Source organism: Flavobacterium sp. UBA6135 (genome assembly GCF_002428305.1).
Lineage (GTDB): Bacteria > Bacteroidota > Bacteroidia > Flavobacteriales > Flavobacteriaceae > Flavobacterium.
On record NZ_DIVJ01000011.1, the window covers coordinates 1,027 to 18,725 of the forward strand.

Genomic DNA, 17,699 nt, shown 5'->3' on the forward strand with positions numbered 1-17,699 from the left:
GGTTTTAAATCAAACTGTTTTTGTTTGTCTAAAAGTTTTGGTAAATAGTTTGGATTGGCCTTAAAGTCTTTGGCTCTTTGGTCGTTTGGAGCCTTGGCAGCAAACTTTTGCATTTGTTTGTTGGCCTCTTCATACTTTCCTTGAGCTTTTAGCATTTGTGCATAGCGGTAATAGGTTTCAGCATCTTGATCGGTTTCCACCGCTCTGGCATACCACTTGCTGGCTTCAGCGGGATTAAAGGTGTTGAAATAACTCTCAGCGAGTTGTTTATACACATAGCTATCCCCTTTGCTCTTTTCGGCAAGTTTGAGGTATTCTTCAGCGGCTGCAACATACTCCAATCTATTGAAGAGTNNTAACAGGGATATATATACTTTTTTCATTGTTTAGGTCGCTTTTAGGTTAGAAATATCGTGGTGAACGTGAAACTTTTTTCGGGAAGTTCAAATCGAACAACAAAATCACCTCGTGAGAAGAAGGAGTGGTTACCTTCAAATCAGAAACGATATGGTCATAAGCATATCCGATGCGTAGATTAGGACTAATGGCATAATTTACCATAGCTCCAAAACTGTCTTCCAATCGGTAGGTTGCACCTATCTCAAACTTCTCGTTAAACAAGAAGTTGGTCGATACATCCAGTGAAGTTGGAGCATTAAAAGCCGACTTAACCATGGCAAAAGGTTTGAATTTTACATTGTCTGTTAAATCAAAAACATAACCTCCTGTTAAGAAATAATGTTGTGTTTCTGTTCCAAATTCTCTTCCGTTGAAATCAAGGTGCTTTGATTTTAGCATATTAGGAACCGACAAGGCTACATAATATTTATTGGTGTAGTAGAAAATACCGGTTCCAATATTCATATACACATTGTTTGTGTTTTCAGAAAAAGCAGGGTCATTAGGATCAGGAAGCGTGCTGTACACATCATCAAACAAGCCTACCTTATGAAAGGTAGCTCCTGCTTTTAAACCAAAGGCTAATTTGTGTTCTCCGCCTAAGTTTAAGGTATAGGAGAAATCAGCATATACATTTTGTTCCGTTACAGGTCCTATCTCGTCGGAGATAAGGGAAAGTCCCATCCCTACATTTCTACCAACAGGCATGTGTCCGGAAAAAGTAGCTGTGGTTGGAGCATCTTCAATTTCTACCCATTGCTTGCGGTACAACAACCCAAAGGAAAGGTTCTCTTTACTACCTGCATAGGCTGGGTTAATCACGTTCATATTATACATGTATTGTGTATAATGTGGATCTTGTTGAGCGGTAATGTCTGTAAGACCAATTACAACTACCAGTAGTGTGAAATATAATTTCTTCATTTTAGTATAAGGTTTGTGGTTAAGCAGGGAGTTGCTCTAAAGGAAGAGCAACCCTGCTTTATTGTATTTGATTAACGCTCTCTGTTGATATAAATCCATCCGGTTTTAGTAGGTTCTGTTTCAAACTCTATTACAAAATAGTACGTTCCGTCCGGTAATTCATCGCCTTTGTCAGACTGACCATACCATTGATTGGTATAATTAGTACGGCTGTAGACACTACGTCCGTAGCGGTTAAAAATACTTAACTTGGCAACACCAAAGGTAGAAAGGTCTAATTCATCATTCTTACCATCTCCGTTTGGAGAAATACCTTTTGGAATCACACAGTTGTTTATCACCACTTCAAAGCTAGTACCTGCAGAACATGTTCCTGATGTAGCATAGATATAAACCGTTTGTGTTGAAGTGACTAAACTTCCAGCCGCTAGTTGTGTGCCTGAACCGTTTGGACCTGTAAAATAAACATTATTTGAAGATAATGTTGGTAAAATGAAGCTTCCACATTGTTCCACATCCTCCAATTGATCCACACTTACCGAGTCTATAGTTACTACAAAACTGTTTTCTGCAGTACAATTAGGTGAAGTGTTACTCTGTGAAAAGATGTAAATGGTTTGTGTGCTGGTAATCTCATCTCCTGCAGCATAAGCTTGACCACTTCCATTTGGACCCGAATAATAATTTCCTGCAGTTAATGTTGGTAATTCATAAGAATCACAAGCGGTTACATCAGAGAGACTATCAACAGGTGGTGTAGTATTTACCGTTACTTCAAAGCTGGTCTCACTCACACAATTTGGCTCTGTACCTGTTTGGGCAAAGATGTAAATGGTTTGTGAGCTAGTAATAGGCGTTGAAACAGCAAGCTGTGTTCCACCGCCGTTTGGTGCTGTGAAGAAATTACCCACTTCAATGGAAGGAAGTAAATAACTGTCACAAACGGTAACATCCGGTAAAGTACTGGCTTGAATACTATTAATAGTTACCACAAAACTTACCTCTGTAGCACACGGACCATTTGTAGTATATACATAAATGGTTTGTGTGGAGGTTATCAAATCTCCTGCGTTTAATAATAATCCTGTGCCTCCCGGTTCTGAGAAATAATTACCAAGTAATAGGTTGGGTAATTCGTATGAATCACAAGCGGTTATATTAATTGCTGGATCTAATGTTGGTGTTGGAACAATGAAAACTTCAAAACTTGATTCATCAGTACAGTTTGGAGTTGTACCGGTTTCAGCAAAAATGTAAATAGTTTGTGAAGAACTAATAACATGCCCAGCATTTAACATTACACCCGTACCTGTTGGGCCTCCGGTTGCGGTATAATAATTATTATTAGCACTTAAATCATCTGGTAAAACATAACCATCACACACTATTACATCTTCTTTTTCATCCGCAGCTATGTTGTTAAATATAATTGAAACTTCATCTGATTTTGTAGTTTGACCACAAGCAATATCACACTTATAAATTCCTGTTTCAGTTACCGTTAAGGAAGCTGTTGTTTGATTTGGAATTATTTCATTGTCCTTATACCATATTACTGTACCTGGATCTCCTGTAAAAGTTGCATTTATTATGTGTGATTCTTGATTACAAAATACTAAGTCTGGCCCTAAATCTACGTTACAACATGCAGCAGCACCGGTACCACCGGTTTGATTAATGTTAAATGTTCCTAAAGCGTTTCCATAATTAGTAACCAATAATAAATAATGTTGCCCTTGAACAGCATTTGGAATATCTATAAATTCTATTGCAGCGGCAGAATAACTACAATCTACTATATTGTTTGGAATGGATAAATTTCCATCAGGATAATCATATAAATTGTTACATGCCGTACTGTTAATTTGAGCACTTGTAAAAGGACCCCACAATATGAAATCTACATCAGAATTTCCTGCTGAATTTTGACTTAAGGTAAATGTAATGGAACCCGATGTTTCAATCTCAATAGTAAACCAAAATGGATTAGGTGTAGTAGATAAACAACCAATAGATCCATAACTAGGAACTCCTATTTGATTATTAATGACTGAACCATCGCCACAAGTTAATTGAGCACTATCACATTGTGTTGGAGTGGTAATACAAAGATCAAAAGTAGCGATTAAGTTAGGTGTTGCCGGCTGTGAATAAACGCGTATATAATACACCTCTCCAGGAGTTAAACCTCCTACGACTCCGCTATTGTTCACCTGACAATTAATTTGTGTTAAGGCACTACAAGATGACCCAGAGTAGGTAGCAAATGCTAAATCTGTAGTTGTCCCTTGAACGTTATTAAAACTAATATTATGTATACTAGCTAAAGCAGTAAACTGAAACCATACATCATCATCAGCGGTTCCTGTACAAGCATTTGGCTCTGGAGATGCCGTTGCACTTGTAATTGTTCCTGATATTGTTTGTGCACATATGAGAGAGATATTAACAGGTGCAATTAAAGGCGTACTACAACTATCATTTACAGGTGGTGGCGGTGGAACACTAACACAAACATTAAACGTTGTATTTTGAAGAATTGCGGTTCCAGAACTATAAACTCTAATATAATAAGTTTGTCCAGGAACTAATCCCGGGGCATAACTCAAATTTGGATCACTACAATAAACCAACGTCAAGGCTGAACACGGATCACTTGGATTTGTTGTTGAAAACAACGCGTGATTCAAATTGGTAGTAGAACCTGCAACGTTCAATAATGAAATAGTATGTATAGCCTGAGTTGCTACAAACTGATACCAAACATCATCATTTGCTGTTCCAACACAAGTATTGGCTTGAGGTGATTGAGTAGCTCCTTCAATTGTACCTGGTACGGTTAAAGCACAAGTAGCATCCGTATTCACCGGTACCACAGTTGCTGTATTACAATTATCATTAGCTGGTGCTGGAGGTGCCGGAATACAATTAGTAGTTAAGGTGAAAACACCTTGTGCCGTTCCAAAACCAAATACATATACATAATAAGTTACTCCTGGCGTAGTTACAACTTGAACTTCAGATTGGTTGCCACAAAAATCATCGTTTCCGGCAACACAAGTAAATGTGCCACAAGCACCCGTAAACACTTGAATTTTTGTATCAAACGCAGAGCCACAAAGTGAAAATGTAACTATATCACCTGTTCCTACATAAGAATACCATAAACCTCCGGATCCGGGTCCGGTTCCACAAGTAAATGTAGGGGCTCCTGCTGTGGTCGCACCAACGGTAGTTTGAGATTGCGAATCACCACATTCAATTGGAATAGCTCCTGAACATAAATTATTTGTAGCAGGACAAAAAGCTTGAGTAAGATTTGAGCTGTTTGAAAAACAGTTTATGTCGTTTGCGTTTTGAAGGTTCAATGTTACGTTTGTTCCATTTGGATAAGGTCCAAATTGCATGGTTCCCGGAGCAGATACCGATTGTGTTGCTCCACCTTCACTTGATGTACCAACAATTGATGTGGCAGTTCCCATATTAGTAACGTTTGCCACAGCAAAAAACTGATTCCCATTTGCACAATCTGGCAAAACACTATATGTTGCAGTAAAGTTAGTACATGTATTTTCAACAATAGTTAAAGTATAACCTGTGCTTTGTGTTGGAGCACCCGTTGCCCATGTTGAGATGGCAATAATATAGGTTTGACCAGCCGTAACAGGCAATATAATTACTCTTGGGTTTGTATTTGAGTTTGCTACTCCTGCAATACAACTTACACCAACATTTGCACAACTGTTATATACAAACAACCCAGACCATGTATTGGTTGGACTCATAGTTATAGTAACAGGTACGTTACTGGTTGCTGTGAAACTATAGAATACATCGTTACCATTTAAATAAGGATTTCCTGAGCCACAACCAGTTCCTGCCGAACCTCCATATTCATCACCATAATTACTCGTGTTGTCTGTTGTAACATAAGGTATTGAAGGAATAATGGCCGGAGCCTCACAAGTTTGACCTGGAGTTGACGTTGAAAAAGCAAATGGTCCTACCCATAAACTGGTATTAGTTGAAGGATTACAAATTGCTCTAACATAATATTCATATTGAGTAGCTTGTTGAAGCGTTAACCCTAAAGCTTGTGTAGTTACAGGATTGCTGGCTGTTAAAATACCTACTCCGGTTGGTGCATTTGGGACCTGAACAACCTCTACTTCAAACTGAGTTGCACCACCCGGATTTCCCCAAGAAAGTGTTGCTCCGGTTAAAGAAAAGTTAGAAGCTGTTGGGTTTACGGGGTCAATACATTGTTCTACTACTGATACATTGTCTACTAACCAACGGTCACCGCCTAAAGCAGTAGTGGGTTGTGTAAACACCATTACAAAGGCAATGTAAACCTGCTGACCTGCCGGAAATGCATTTAAGCTTATAATTTTTTCTTCATAAACATTATATACAGCCGACAATTCGTTTTCAGTAAATTGTTGTACTAAGGTGTAAGCACCTAAATCAGCTTGATTAGCACTTGTTGAAACTCTGATTTGATACAAAGTTCCTTGGTTTCCTGCAAGTGTTGATCGTGTAAAAAACTTTAACTGTCCATTTGCTGGAACAGCTAATTGATTCGTAATCAACCAATCTTGCGAAGTATTACCAACCCCAATATTTTCACGAGTCATGAAAGCAGAATAGGTGCCTTGATAGACAGTTGGAGGAGTAGAAACGTTGTTGGTTCGTTCCCAGGAGTTAACGGTACCTACACCGTTATCGGTTACTAACCATCCTGTTGGTGGAAAAGTAGCTCCTTCAAACCCTTCGAAATATTGAGAATATCCCGTTAGTGTGCAAAAAGCCGCTACTAATAAAAGCGTAATTTTTTTCATAAAATGAACGTTAAAGTTAAAAAAATGTAACAAATTTTGTTTAGGGAAGTCAAATTTAACAAATTTTAAAGATTGATTGACAAAAAATTCGTTTTTAACTTTTAAAGATTTTAATTAATTACAGTTTAAGATTTTTCAATTGATTAGCTTTGCATTGATAAAGCTATATTATGTTAGAAAAAGTAGAAATAAATTTTGAGAAAACAGTTGTGGTTGGAATTATTACACAGCTTCAAAGTGATGAGAAATTAAACGAATATTTAGATGAATTGGAGTTTTTAACTTTTACAGCCGGTGGTGAAGTTATTAAAAGATTTTCTCAAAAAATGGATAAACCTAATCCAAAAACTTTTGTAGGTACCGGTAAAATTGAAGAAATCCATCTATATATTAAAGAAAATGATGTAAAGACTGTTATTTTTGATGACGAACTTACTCCAGCTCAACAAAAAAATATTACCAAGATATTAGATTGTAAAGTCTTAGATCGAACAAATCTAATTCTTGATATTTTTGCTCAGCGAGCAGAAACCTCTTATGCAAGAACTCAAGTTGAATTAGCTCAATGTCAATACTTACTTCCAAGACTTTCCGGAATGTGGACACACTTAGAAAGACAACGTGGAGGAATTGGAATGCGTGGTCCGGGTGAAACTGAAATTGAAACTGACCGTCGAATAGTAAGAGATCGAATTGCTTTGCTGAAGGAAAAAATAAAAGTGATTGATAAGCAAATGTCTGTTCAAAGAAGCAATCGCGGTGCTTTAGTTCGTGTTGCTTTAGTTGGATACACTAATGTAGGAAAATCTACTTTAATGAATGTTATTAGTAAGAGCGAAGTTTTTGTGGAAAACAAACTTTTTGCAACGCTAGACACCACCGTTAGAAAAGTTGTGATAAAAAACCTTCCCTTTTTACTTTCAGATACTGTTGGATTTATACGAAAATTACCAACTCAATTGGTTGAATCATTCAAAAGCACTTTGGATGAAGTTAGAGAAGCCGACTTATTGTTGCATGTTGTAGATATTTCTCATCCTGAATTTGAAGATCATATTGATTCGGTTAATCAAATTTTAAAAGATATTAAAAGTGATGGCAAACCAACAATTATGGTTTTCAATAAAATTGATGCCTACAAACCATTGCTCCCTAATGAAGATAATCTAACTGAAAAAACAGCAAGGCATCAAACATTAGAAGAGTGGAAAAACACTTGGATGTCAAATGTTGGCAAACGAAATGCTCTGTTTATTTCGGCTGTTAATAAAGATAATTTTGAAGAGTTTAGAGAAAATGTATACGAAGCCGTTAGAGAAATTCACATCTCTCGTTTTCCATACAACAAATTCTTATATCCTGATTATAATGATGCTATTGAAGAATAGTACTGATTAATTTCCTTTTGGAATAGCATTTATTAGTTTTTGAGTGTATTCCGATTTCGGATTGTTATACAATTGGTCTGCTTCTTCCATTTCTTCAATTTTTCCTTTATTCATAACCATAACTTTATCTGACATATATTTTACAACAGCTAAGTCATGAGAGATAAAAAGATAGGTGAATCCGAAATTTTCTTTTAGTTCGTTCAATAAATTCAATACTTGTGCCTGAACGGAAATATCTAATGCCGAAACAGATTCATCGCAAACAATTAACTTTGGTTGAACCGCAATGGTTCTAGCAATTCCAATACGTTGTCTTTGTCCTCCGGAAAATTCGTGTGGATACCGGTTGAAATGTTCCTCACCTAATCCCACTTGTTTTAATATTTCTATAGTTTTTTCTTTTCGCTCCGCATCATTTTTATATAAACCATGAACTTTCATCGGTTCCATAATTGCTTTACCAACCGGAATTCTGGGATTTAATGAAGAATAAGGGTCTTGGAAAATAATTTGAATTTCTTTTCTCAAATCGCGTTGTTCTTTTTTTGAAAGGTTGGAAATCAGTTTTCCTCTGTAAAAAATTTGGCCACTTGTCGCTTTGTCTAATAACATGATAGTGTTACCTAAAGTGGATTTCCCGCATCCGGATTCACCTACTAAACCCAAAGTTTCTCCTTCATATATTTTGAAACTCACTGAATCAACCGCAGTAAAACTTTGTTTTTTTGAAAAGAAACCTATGGTTGAAACATATTCTTTTGTTAAATCAACCACTTCCAACAATGGTTGTTTATTGTATATTTCTAGATGATTGCTGTTTCTAATTTCATTCGTTATGATTGTTGCATTGGTTGTTTTCTCAATAAAATCATTTATTGTTGGCAATCGTTTTAATCGATATTCTAAAGAAGGTCTTGATGCCAAAAGTGCTTTGGTATAATCATGTTGCGGGTCATTAAATAATTGTTTAGTATTTCCTTGTTCAACAATCTCTCCTTTATACATCACCAAAACATTGTGAGCAATCTCAGACACCAAAGCTAAATCATGTGAAACAAAAATAATACTCATTTTTGTTTCTTGCTGTAACTCTTTTAAAAGTAAAATAATTTCTTTTTGAACCGTAACATCAAGTGCTGTTGTTGGTTCATCAGCTATTAATAGTTTGGGCTTACAAGCAATAGCCATAGCAATCATCACACGCTGTTTTTGTCCGCCTGAAATTTCATGTGGATAACTAGAATATATTTTGTCAGGATTGGGTAGTTTTACTTTTTCAAACAATTGTAAAACTTCAAGTTTTATTGCAGCGGTTGACTTTTTAGTATGAACTTTTAGGATTTCTCCAACTTGAAAACCACATTTTAATGAGGGATTCAATGAACTCATTGGTTCTTGAAAAACCATTGCAATTTCTGAGCCTCTGATTTTTTGAAATTTTTTTCCATCAACTTGCAAAAGATTATGGCCATCAAATAGAATTTCTCCTTCATCAATTTTTGCAAGTTTTTTTGGAAGCAATCCCATAATTGCTAGTGAAGAAACCGATTTGCCTGAACCCGATTCACCAACAATGCCAAGTATTTCGTTAGAATTTAATTCATAACAAAGATTACTTATCACATTATGATAACCATTTCCTTTTTTAAAAGAAATACAAAGATTTTTTACTTGTAATACCATTTCGTTTCAAATTGGAATAAATATACTGCTATTTTGCAAACCAAACTTTCAAAAAATACGTAATAAACAATAGTTAATGTTATTCAAAAAAAATTATAGTGTTCATGATTTTAGTAGATTTGAATAGTCAATTCTTTAAAGAATTGGAAATAAAACTACATAAAATTAAATTAATATATTTGTCTTTTAAAATACTATCTATAAACAATGAATAAAATCTACCTATTTGTTTTAAACAGTACTCTAGTACTATTTTTATTTTATTCTTCTTTTTTATTTTCTCAAAACAATGTTGACAAAAGATACATTCTGGGAGCATCAAACCTTCAAGAGTTAAAAAAACTAGAGAATGAATTTATTCAAAACTACAGAAACAATCAAATAAGAATTCAAAAGCTTGCAAAAGAAAAAGGTTGGGATTTAATAAAAGTTAATTCCGATGGATCGTTTGATGAGTTGGTTGGGGTTCTTGTTGATGGCAATCCTTTGTATTATGCTATTGAAAACCTAAATGCATCTCGTTCAACTCGGGCCAATCATTTAAATTCAGGTGGTTCACTTAACTTAAATTTAAATGGTGAAAGTTTGACAGTTGGTGTTTGGGATGGTGGTGCTACACGTCTAAGCCATCAAGAATTTGATTTTCGAGTAACATCAGGCGATGGAGTAACATCACTTAATGGAAATAGTTTTCACGCAACACATGTAACAGGAACCATTGCTGCATCCGGAATTAACCCTAGTGCAAAGGGAATGGCTCCCTCGATATCTGTTAAAACTTATGATTGGAGTAATGATTTGACTGAAGTTACTCAAGAAATTCAAAATGGACTTCTGCTTTCAAACCATTCCTACGGAACTCCACTCAGTAGCATAAATGACCCTTGGTATACGGGAGCTTATTCTCAACCCGCCAGAGCTTGGGACCAAGTTGCGTATGCAGCACCCTATTATTTAATGGTTGCTTCGGCTGGAAATGATGGAAATAATACCAATTCAAGTCCATCAACCCTGGGATACGACAAACTTAATGGTAATAAAAATGCTAAAAACAATTTAGTGGTAGCAAATGCACAAGATGCAACTGTTGATAATGACGGAAATTTAATCAGCGTTTTTATAAACTCAGGAAGTAGCCAAGGTCCTTCAGATGATTTAAGAATAAAACCTGATATTACAGGAAATGGAACCGGATTATTTTCTACCCATAGTAGTGATGATACTAGTTATACCTCATTATCAGGAACATCTATGTCAGGACCTAATGTAATGGGAACTTTAGCTTTATTACAACAATATTACAAACAACTTAATGGGAAATATATGCGAGCTGCCACTTTAAAAGGTTTAGCTTGTCATACAGCAGATGATGCCGGCAACCCAGGTCCTGATGCAAAATTTGGATGGGGATTACTGAATGCTAAAGCTGCAGCAGTAACGTTAAACAACAACGGATTAAATTCTTGGATAGCAGAAGACATCTTATCTCAAGGGCAAACATACACTATGACAGTTCAATCTGTTGTTGGTATGCCTCTAGTCGCTTCAATAACTTGGACAGATGTCCCTGGAGTTGCAAACAATGGCGTTTTAAACGACCCCACGCCAGCATTGGTAAATGATCTGGACATAAGAATAACTCAAGATGGGAGTACTTTTTTTCCATGGAAATTACAACAAAATGCCAATGATGTAGCTTTGAGAGCTGGAGATAACAATGTTGATAATGTTGAAATTATTAAAATTGATCAAGCCGATGGTGGCGTTTATACCATTACAGTTTCTCACAAAGGAAATTTAGTTTCAGGCAAGCAACATTATTCATTAATCGTGACCGGAATCAGTTCTAGCTTTGCGATTATCCCTCAAGGAAATGACAAACAAGTTTGCGCAACTGAATCGGCAGTTTTTGATTTCAATTTTAGGATTCAGTCAGGAAATCCTGTAACTTTTTCAGCTAGTAACCAACCGCTTGGATCTGTAGTGACTTTTAGTTCAAATTCTTTGAGTTCAAATAATTCTTTTACCATGACTGTTTCTAATCTTCAAAATGTTATTCCTGGAGAATATAACATTGGGGTAGTTGGAACTAATGGTTCTGAAACTGAAACAAGACATGTTAAATTAATTGTATACAGTGCAGCGTTTAATCCAATTACCCAAATTTATCCTAGTAATGGTCAAAGTGGAATTGCTACTACAATTTCTTTAACATGGAATCCTGATTTAAATGCAACAAGCTATTTAGTTCAAATATCAACTAATCCTTCTTTTACAACCATTTTCCAAAATCAAACTGTTACAGAAAACATTGCAATAATTTCTGGTTTACAAAGTAGAATGGTTTATTATTGGCGAATCATACCAAGTAATAACTGTGGAACATCTTCTCAAGTTAATTTTTATAGTTTTCAAACAGGTCGTATAACTTGTGACTTGACTTATATTGCAACAGACTTTACAGATGCAATAATTGAATCTGTCGCCAATTCTGTTGCTACTGTCCCTTTAATTGTCGCTAATAATTTTATTATAGATAATGTTACCGCTTCTATTGATATCAATCATACTTGGGTGCAAGACATGACTATTTATCTTGAAGGCCCGAATAACACCGTAATTCTATTAGAAGAGCCTTGTGGTGGCGAAGATGATATTATTGCTACACTAAATGATGATGGCCTGCCTTTGGTATGTAGCATAAATCCGGCTATTTCAGGAAATGTAATTCCATTTCAATCAATGAGTGCGTTTAATAATTTAAGCTCGGCAGGCACTTGGAAATTAAAAGTAATTGATAATTACAACCAAGATGGTGGTGTAATAAATGCTTTTTCACTAACTTTTTGTAGTGTTGCAAACATCATTAACAATATGATATTTACTAAAAATAATGTAATAACAAACACAAATAATACGAAAGTTATTGTTCCGTCTGAATTAAATGCTCAAACTAATAATCAGTCAACTACCGCTCATGTATATACAGTAATAGAAAATACTTCTTTAGGAAGTCTAAAAAAAGATAATACTAACCTAAACATTGGTGACACTTTTACCCAAGAGGATATAATTCAAAATAAAATCAGTTACACCAATAGTCAAAACTCACAAACCTCTGATTCTTTTGTTGTGAACGTGATTAATGCTACCTGGGGATGGTATTCAAATGAAGTTGTAACTATTTTAATTCAAGAAACTTTAAACATATCAGATAACTTATTGTCAGAAATTTTGATTTACCCTAATCCATCAAAAGGTGTATTTACAGTTAAAAACCCAAATTTAACGGGAAATAATTCTGAATTGAATTTAATTGATATGCAAGGAAGAGTCGTTTTTTCAAAAACAATGACATCAAGTGAAGAGCAAATTAATGTTAATCATTTAAATAATGGCGTTTATATCTTAACGATTTCTGAAAACGATTTGAAGTTTACTGCCAAACTAATTCTAACAAATTAGAGTTGTTTTAAGATAAAACACCTCCAAAACAGAAACTTTCATTTCTGTTTTGGAGGTGTTTTTTATTTTATACATGAAGTATTTCTTCATTCACTAACAAATCTTCATTTCGAAGTTTTAGAAATATCTGAGCCACAGCTATTACATCTTTTTCACAATAGGTTACAATACGATCAATGTCTTTTTCAACATAATATACATGACCCACTTCGCTACCATCAATATCATCTTTAGGAGAAGGAATATTAAGAACCTTAGTTAATAATCGCAAGGAAGTATAATGTTTATAATCACCAAACTTCCACATTTCTAAGGTATCTAAATGTGGTACTTCCCAAGGTTTTTTACCGATAAAATTAAGTTTTGAAGGAATTGAAACGCCATTAATTATCATTCTTCTGGCTATAAAAGGAAAGTCAAACTCTTTTGCGTTGTGGCCACACATTAAATGTTGTGGCTGGTTAAAATGATTGTTTATCAAATTGCTAAAGTCTTTCAAAATTTTAATTTCATCACCATAAAAAGAGGTCACTCGAAAGTTCCTAATGTCTCCCTTACAAACAAAATAACCAACAGATATACAAATAATTTTTCCAAACTCAGCCCAAATTCCGGCTCGATCATAAAACTCTTCTGCACTAAAATCCTCTTTTCTTTGGTATTGCGTTTTTTGTTCATATAAATACTGCCTTTCTGCATCCAAATTCTGAAAATTTTCTTCTTCAGGTACGGTTTCAATATCTAAAAACAATATGGTGTCCAATTTAATTTTCTCTAACATTTGAAAAAGATTTTGAGTTTAAATATAAAAGTAGGAAAATATCTTTTACGTTTCATCAATAGATACAAAAAAACCACGCTAATTGCGTGGCTAATTTATATGTAGTAAAATTGTATTATGATTGAGGTTCAACCACTTTACCTTTAATTGTTAAAACTTTTGGAGTTTCATTTTCATTTAAAGTTACTGTAACTGTTTTAGAAAATGCCCCTGGAGCTGCAGCATTATATGTAGCTTTTACATAAGCAGTTTCTCCTGGTTTAATTGGGGTTTTTGTATAATCTGTAGCAGTACAACCACAAGATGCTTTTACATTTGTAATTAAAACAGTTTGTTTTGTGGTGTTTGTAAAAGTAAAGTCATGGCTTACCGGTGTTCCTTTTTTAATATCCCCAAAATCATAAACTTCAGCTTTCCAAGCAACCGGTGCCGATGGTTTTGCTGCTGCAGGAGTTGTTGTAATAGCAGGTTTTGCCATAGGGTTTTTGTCTTGTACTTGAGCATTTGAAGTAGCTGAGAAAGCAAACATTGCAATTACTGCAAAGAAAGTTGTTTTAACTGTTTTCATAAATAGTATTTTTGTGTTAGTATTTTAAATTAATGATACAAATATATAACTATACCTAAAATTCTGGTGTTAAGCACCTACTAAGTTTTGTTAACAACTTGTTAATCCGCTATTTTGGGTGTTTTTTGCAACATAGTGTTTACTAGTTTTGTTTTACCTATTTTTGTGTTACTTTGAAATTTACAAAACTAAATAGTATTATTTTTATTGGCTTTTTGGCAATTGTTGGTGTATTAATCATGCAGCTTCTTTTGCTAAACCAAGCGTATGCATTTGAAAAAAAAGAAGTAGGCGATAAAATACATTTTGCTCTTCAGGATGTAGTTCAAAAAATTTATCGTGACAATAAGACCAATTTACCTATTAATAATCAAATCAAAAAAGTTACAGAGGATTATTATATTGTCAACGTTGATGATGTTTTTGAGGCCGAAGTGTTGGAATATTATTTAAAAACAGAATTTCAAAAAGTAAAATTGGATGTTGATTTTGAATATGCCATTTATGATTGTGCCTCGGATGAAATGATGTACGGCAGTTACATTTCTTCCAATGACGAAAAGTCTGAAAAATGCGAAAATTGTTTTGAAAAGAAAGAAGGTTTAATTTATTATTTTGCCGTTCGTTTTCCTCAATTGAAGTATTCATTAATTGGTTCCTTGGGTCAATATTGGGTATTCACTGGAATCCTTCTGTTAGTTTTGGTGATTTATGTCTATTCTGTTTTTCAACTGCTACGACAAAAAAAATATGCGGAATTGCAAACTGATTTCATCAACAACATGACGCATGAATTCAAAACACCATTAGCTTCTATATTAATTGCATCCAAATATACTCAAAACCAACCTGAAATTAAAAACAATCCAAAATTATCAAAGTATACTGATATCATCATAGCACAAAGTCAAAAACTTAACCAACATATTGAAAGAATTCTTACTGTTGCAAAAGGTGATGGGAAATGGATTGAATTAGATAAAAAACCAATCGCATTGAAAGAAATGATTGAGTTAATAAAAGAAAATGTGTTGTTAAAAACAAACAAACAAAGTACTATATCAATTGAAATTCCTCCTCATCAAAAAGTGGTGGCTGATGAATTTCATTTTTACAATACGCTTTTTAATCTTATTGAAAATGCCATAAAATATAGTGGTGACTCTCCGGAAATTTTAATACAAACTATAGAAACCGCAAAAGGTTTAGAGATTTCAATTGCAGACAATGGTCCCGGGATTGAAAAAATTCATATTGAAAATGTTTTTGATAAATTTTATCGCGTGCCAAGGGAAGACAAAAAAGACATTGAAGGTTTTGGAATCGGACTTTCTTATGTGAAAAAAATTATAGATTTACACCGCTGGAAAATAAAACTCGAAAACAATCCAAAAGGTGGTTTAAACGTTTTTATTTCTGTTCCGAAAAAAGATTCTTTATGAGTAAACGAAAAATATTTTATGTTGAAGACGATGAAACTCTGGGCTTTTTAACTGCTGACAGTTTAGAAAACCAATATGAAGTTGCTCGTTTTACAAATGGAAAAACTGCTTTTGAAGCCTTTTGCAAAAACACCTATGATCTATGTATTTTAGACGTGATGTTACCCGATATGGACGGGTTTGAAATTGCAACAGAAATACGAAAACGCAACCAAGAAATTCCCATTTTATTTCTTTCGGCAAAAACCTTGAAAGAAGACCGAATTAAAGGTTTGAAGTTAGGTGCTGATGATTATTTGGTGAAACCTTATAGCATGGAAGAACTTTTACTTAAAATTGAAATTTTTCTTAACCGAAGCATAAAAACTTTTACTTCAAATGCAGTAGTATACAAAATAGGTGCTTTTGAGTTTGACCCCAACAATTATTGTCTCACAAAAGATTCGCACACTACTAACTTAACTGATAGAGAAGCTGCTTTACTAAAATTGTTTTTAGACAATAAAAACACTGTTTTAAAAAGAGAAAAAATTTTATTGGAATTGTGGGGGACTGATGATTATTTTATGGGAAGAAGCCTTGATGTTTTTATTTCTCGTTTGCGAAAAATCTTCAAAGAAGAACCCAACATTCGAATTGAAAATATTCCGAGAGTTGGGTTCAAATTAGTTGTAGAATAAACTATTTCAAAAAGCTGTACATATAGGCTTCAAGTGCCTTGAGCTCTTCATCAGTCATGGTTTTTGTAATTGCAAAATTAGTTTTCATCACTTCATATTGCGAAGGATCAACAATTGGTTCAGCATTTTCTTTTAAAAACTCAACCATGCTTGCCTCTTTATCTTTATAAATTCTGGCAATTTCAACGATGCTTGGCCCAATAACTTTCTTATCCGGTAAATGACATGATTTACACATACCAACACCATTAAAAAGTTCTTCTCCTAATTTTAATTTTTCATCAACCACAATTGGCGTAGCCTCTTTTAAAACTTCATCTGATGCTTTTCCAAAAGGTTCCGGTTTTTTGTCCCCGCAGGAAATAAAAACCACTACAAATAGTAAAAAAAACAGATTTCTCATAAGCTATGATTTTAATTCTCTCAAAGATACTTTAATACCTAATCAAATGACATGATATTCATCAGTTATGAAATTATTTTCACCACCTCTTTTGCAAAATAACTTGCAATCATATCGGCACCGGCTCTTTTAATAGCAGTCACTTGTTCCATCATCACTGCATCATGGTCAAGCCAACCTTTCTCTGCTGCGGCCTTAATCATGGCATATTCCCCTGAAACTTGATACACCGCAACCGGAACATCAAAGGCATTTTTAATTTCTCGAACAATATCCAAATAAGCAATGCCTGGTTTTACCATCACAATATCCGCTCCTTCATCAATATCCATTCTTGTTTCACGAATCGCTTCGATGCGGTTATGATAATCCATTTGATAGGTTTTTTTGTCTTTCGGAATATTTTGAACATCAACCGGAGCACTATCTAATGCATCACGAAACGGTCCGTAATGAGCCGATGCATATTTCGCACTATACGCTAAAATACCTGTGTTTATATAACCTTCATCTTCCAAAGCTTCTCGAATTTCCAGAATTCTACCATCCATCATGTCACTTGGAGCAACGATGTCGGCACCTGCTTCGGCATGAGAACAACTCATTTCAGCTAAAATAGCAGAAGTTAGATCGTTTACGATAACGCCATTTTCAATCACCCCATCATGTCCAAAAGACGAATACGGATCTAAAGCCACATCGGTCATTACAATCATATCCGGAACGGCGTTTTTGATTACTTTCACCGCCCGTTGCATTAAACCATTCGGATTTAAAGCTTCGGTTCCTTTGTTATCTTTTAAATTGTCGGGAACTTTTACAAACACCAAAACCGTTTTCAGATTTAATTTAGCTAATTCTTTCACTTCTTTTTCCAATAAATCGAGACTCATTCGGAAATAATTAGGCATCGAAGGAATTTCTTCTTTTATGTTTTTCCCTTCCACCACAAAAAGCGGAACAATAAAATCGCTTGGAGAAAGTATGGTTTCGCGTACAAGTGAACGAATGGTTTCGTTGGTTCTGAGTCGTCTATTTCTTCTGAGTGGAAACATAGCTTTTAGTTTTTTGGTTTGCTTCGCCAGTCGCCCTTTGGGCTCGTGTCAGGTTTCAAGTTTCAAG

At 34.7% G+C, this 17,699-nt stretch carries 11 protein-coding genes; 4 read left to right on the forward strand and 7 right to left on the reverse strand.

Annotation, left to right across the window (positions count from 1 at the left end; genetic code table 11):
• Positions 1-402 precede the first annotated feature (402 nt).
• Positions 403-1,323, reverse strand: coding sequence for a PorP/SprF family type IX secretion system membrane protein (locus tag B3L86_RS03550; protein ID WP_291115097.1), 921 nt, complete (start codon positions 1,321-1,323; stop codon positions 403-405).
• Positions 1,324-1,394: 71 nt separating this feature from the next.
• Positions 1,395-6,164 carry a gliding motility-associated C-terminal domain-containing protein gene (locus B3L86_RS03555; RefSeq protein ID WP_291115099.1) on the reverse strand — a complete coding sequence of 1,590 codons (4,770 nt, stop codon included), beginning with the start codon at positions 6,162-6,164 and terminating at the stop codon, positions 1,395-1,397.
• Between the two features lie 170 nt (positions 6,165-6,334).
• Between B3L86_RS03555 and hflX the strand changes: the two genes are divergently transcribed.
• Positions 6,335-7,552, forward strand: a complete 1,218-nt coding sequence (hflX, locus tag B3L86_RS03560; RefSeq protein WP_291115101.1) for a GTPase HflX — start codon at positions 6,335-6,337, stop codon at positions 7,550-7,552.
• Positions 7,553-7,558: 6 nt separating this feature from the next.
• Here the strand turns inward: hflX and B3L86_RS03565 are convergent, their stop codons facing one another.
• Positions 7,559-9,238, reverse strand: a complete 1,680-nt coding sequence (locus B3L86_RS03565) for an ABC transporter ATP-binding protein (protein ID WP_291115103.1) — start codon at positions 9,236-9,238, stop codon at positions 7,559-7,561.
• A gap of 207 nt (positions 9,239-9,445) precedes the next feature.
• On the opposite strand from B3L86_RS03565, the gene B3L86_RS03570 reads away from it, so the two are divergent.
• Positions 9,446-12,703, forward strand: a complete 3,258-nt coding sequence (locus tag B3L86_RS03570) for a S8 family serine peptidase (RefSeq protein ID WP_291115105.1) — start codon at positions 9,446-9,448, stop codon at positions 12,701-12,703.
• 67 nt (positions 12,704-12,770) lie between these two features.
• Here the strand turns inward: B3L86_RS03570 and B3L86_RS03575 are convergent, their stop codons facing one another.
• Positions 12,771-13,484 carry a 3'-5' exonuclease gene (locus tag B3L86_RS03575; RefSeq protein WP_291115107.1) on the reverse strand — a complete coding sequence of 238 codons (714 nt, stop codon included), beginning with the start codon at positions 13,482-13,484 and terminating at the stop codon, positions 12,771-12,773.
• A 115-nt stretch (positions 13,485-13,599) separates the two neighbouring features.
• The gene (locus B3L86_RS03580) at positions 13,600-14,052 is read right to left on the reverse strand and encodes a DUF1573 domain-containing protein (RefSeq protein WP_291115109.1); all 453 of its coding nucleotides are present in this window, start codon (positions 14,050-14,052) and stop codon (positions 13,600-13,602) included.
• Positions 14,053-14,225: 173 nt separating this feature from the next.
• Here B3L86_RS03580 and B3L86_RS03585 point away from each other — a divergent pair, with 173 nt between their 5' ends.
• Together B3L86_RS03585 and B3L86_RS03590 are read left to right on the forward strand one after the other, a co-directional pair.
• Positions 14,226-15,494: a sensor histidine kinase gene (locus B3L86_RS03585; protein WP_291115111.1), complete on the forward strand. Its 1,269-nt coding sequence runs from the start codon at positions 14,226-14,228 to the stop codon at positions 15,492-15,494.
• The gene (locus tag B3L86_RS03590; protein WP_291115113.1) at positions 15,491-16,174 is read left to right on the forward strand and encodes a response regulator transcription factor; all 684 of its coding nucleotides are present in this window, start codon (positions 15,491-15,493) and stop codon (positions 16,172-16,174) included. Before B3L86_RS03585 ends, B3L86_RS03590 begins: the two co-directional genes overlap by 4 nt.
• A gap of 1 nt (position 16,175) precedes the next feature.
• Here B3L86_RS03590 and B3L86_RS03595 read toward each other — a convergent pair whose 3' ends face one another.
• Together B3L86_RS03595 and hemB are read right to left on the reverse strand one after the other, a co-directional pair.
• Positions 16,176-16,577, reverse strand: a complete 402-nt coding sequence (locus B3L86_RS03595; protein WP_291115115.1) for a c-type cytochrome — start codon at positions 16,575-16,577, stop codon at positions 16,176-16,178.
• Between the two features lie 65 nt (positions 16,578-16,642).
• Positions 16,643-17,632 (reverse strand): porphobilinogen synthase, encoded by a 990-nt coding sequence (gene hemB, locus B3L86_RS03600; protein ID WP_291115117.1) that lies wholly within the window; start codon positions 17,630-17,632, stop codon positions 16,643-16,645.
• Positions 17,633-17,699: the final 67 nt, after the last annotated feature.

Excerpts from the sequence above, each read along its gene's own strand:
- B3L86_RS03590 (WP_291115113.1), top strand. The coding sequence starts at position 15,491 with ATGAGTAAACGAAAAATATTTTATGTTGAAGACGATGAAACTCTGGGC.
- B3L86_RS03555 (WP_291115099.1), bottom strand. The coding sequence starts at position 6,164 with ATGAAAAAAATTACGCTTTTATTAGTAGCGGCTTTTTGCACACTAACG.
- B3L86_RS03570 (WP_291115105.1), top strand. The coding sequence starts at position 9,446 with ATGAATAAAATCTACCTATTTGTTTTAAACAGTACTCTAGTACTATTT.
- B3L86_RS03550 (WP_291115097.1), bottom strand. The coding sequence starts at position 1,323 with ATGAAGAAATTATATTTCACACTACTGGTAGTTGTAATTGGTCTTACA.
- B3L86_RS03565 (WP_291115103.1), bottom strand. The coding sequence starts at position 9,238 with ATGGTATTACAAGTAAAAAATCTTTGTATTTCTTTTAAAAAAGGAAAT.
- hflX (WP_291115101.1), top strand. The coding sequence starts at position 6,335 with ATGTTAGAAAAAGTAGAAATAAATTTTGAGAAAACAGTTGTGGTTGGA.
- B3L86_RS03595 (WP_291115115.1), bottom strand. The coding sequence starts at position 16,577 with ATGAGAAATCTGTTTTTTTTACTATTTGTAGTGGTTTTTATTTCCTGC.
- hemB (WP_291115117.1), bottom strand. The coding sequence starts at position 17,632 with ATGTTTCCACTCAGAAGAAATAGACGACTCAGAACCAACGAAACCATT.
- B3L86_RS03575 (WP_291115107.1), bottom strand. The coding sequence starts at position 13,484 with ATGTTAGAGAAAATTAAATTGGACACCATATTGTTTTTAGATATTGAA.
- B3L86_RS03580 (WP_291115109.1), bottom strand. The coding sequence starts at position 14,052 with ATGAAAACAGTTAAAACAACTTTCTTTGCAGTAATTGCAATGTTTGCT.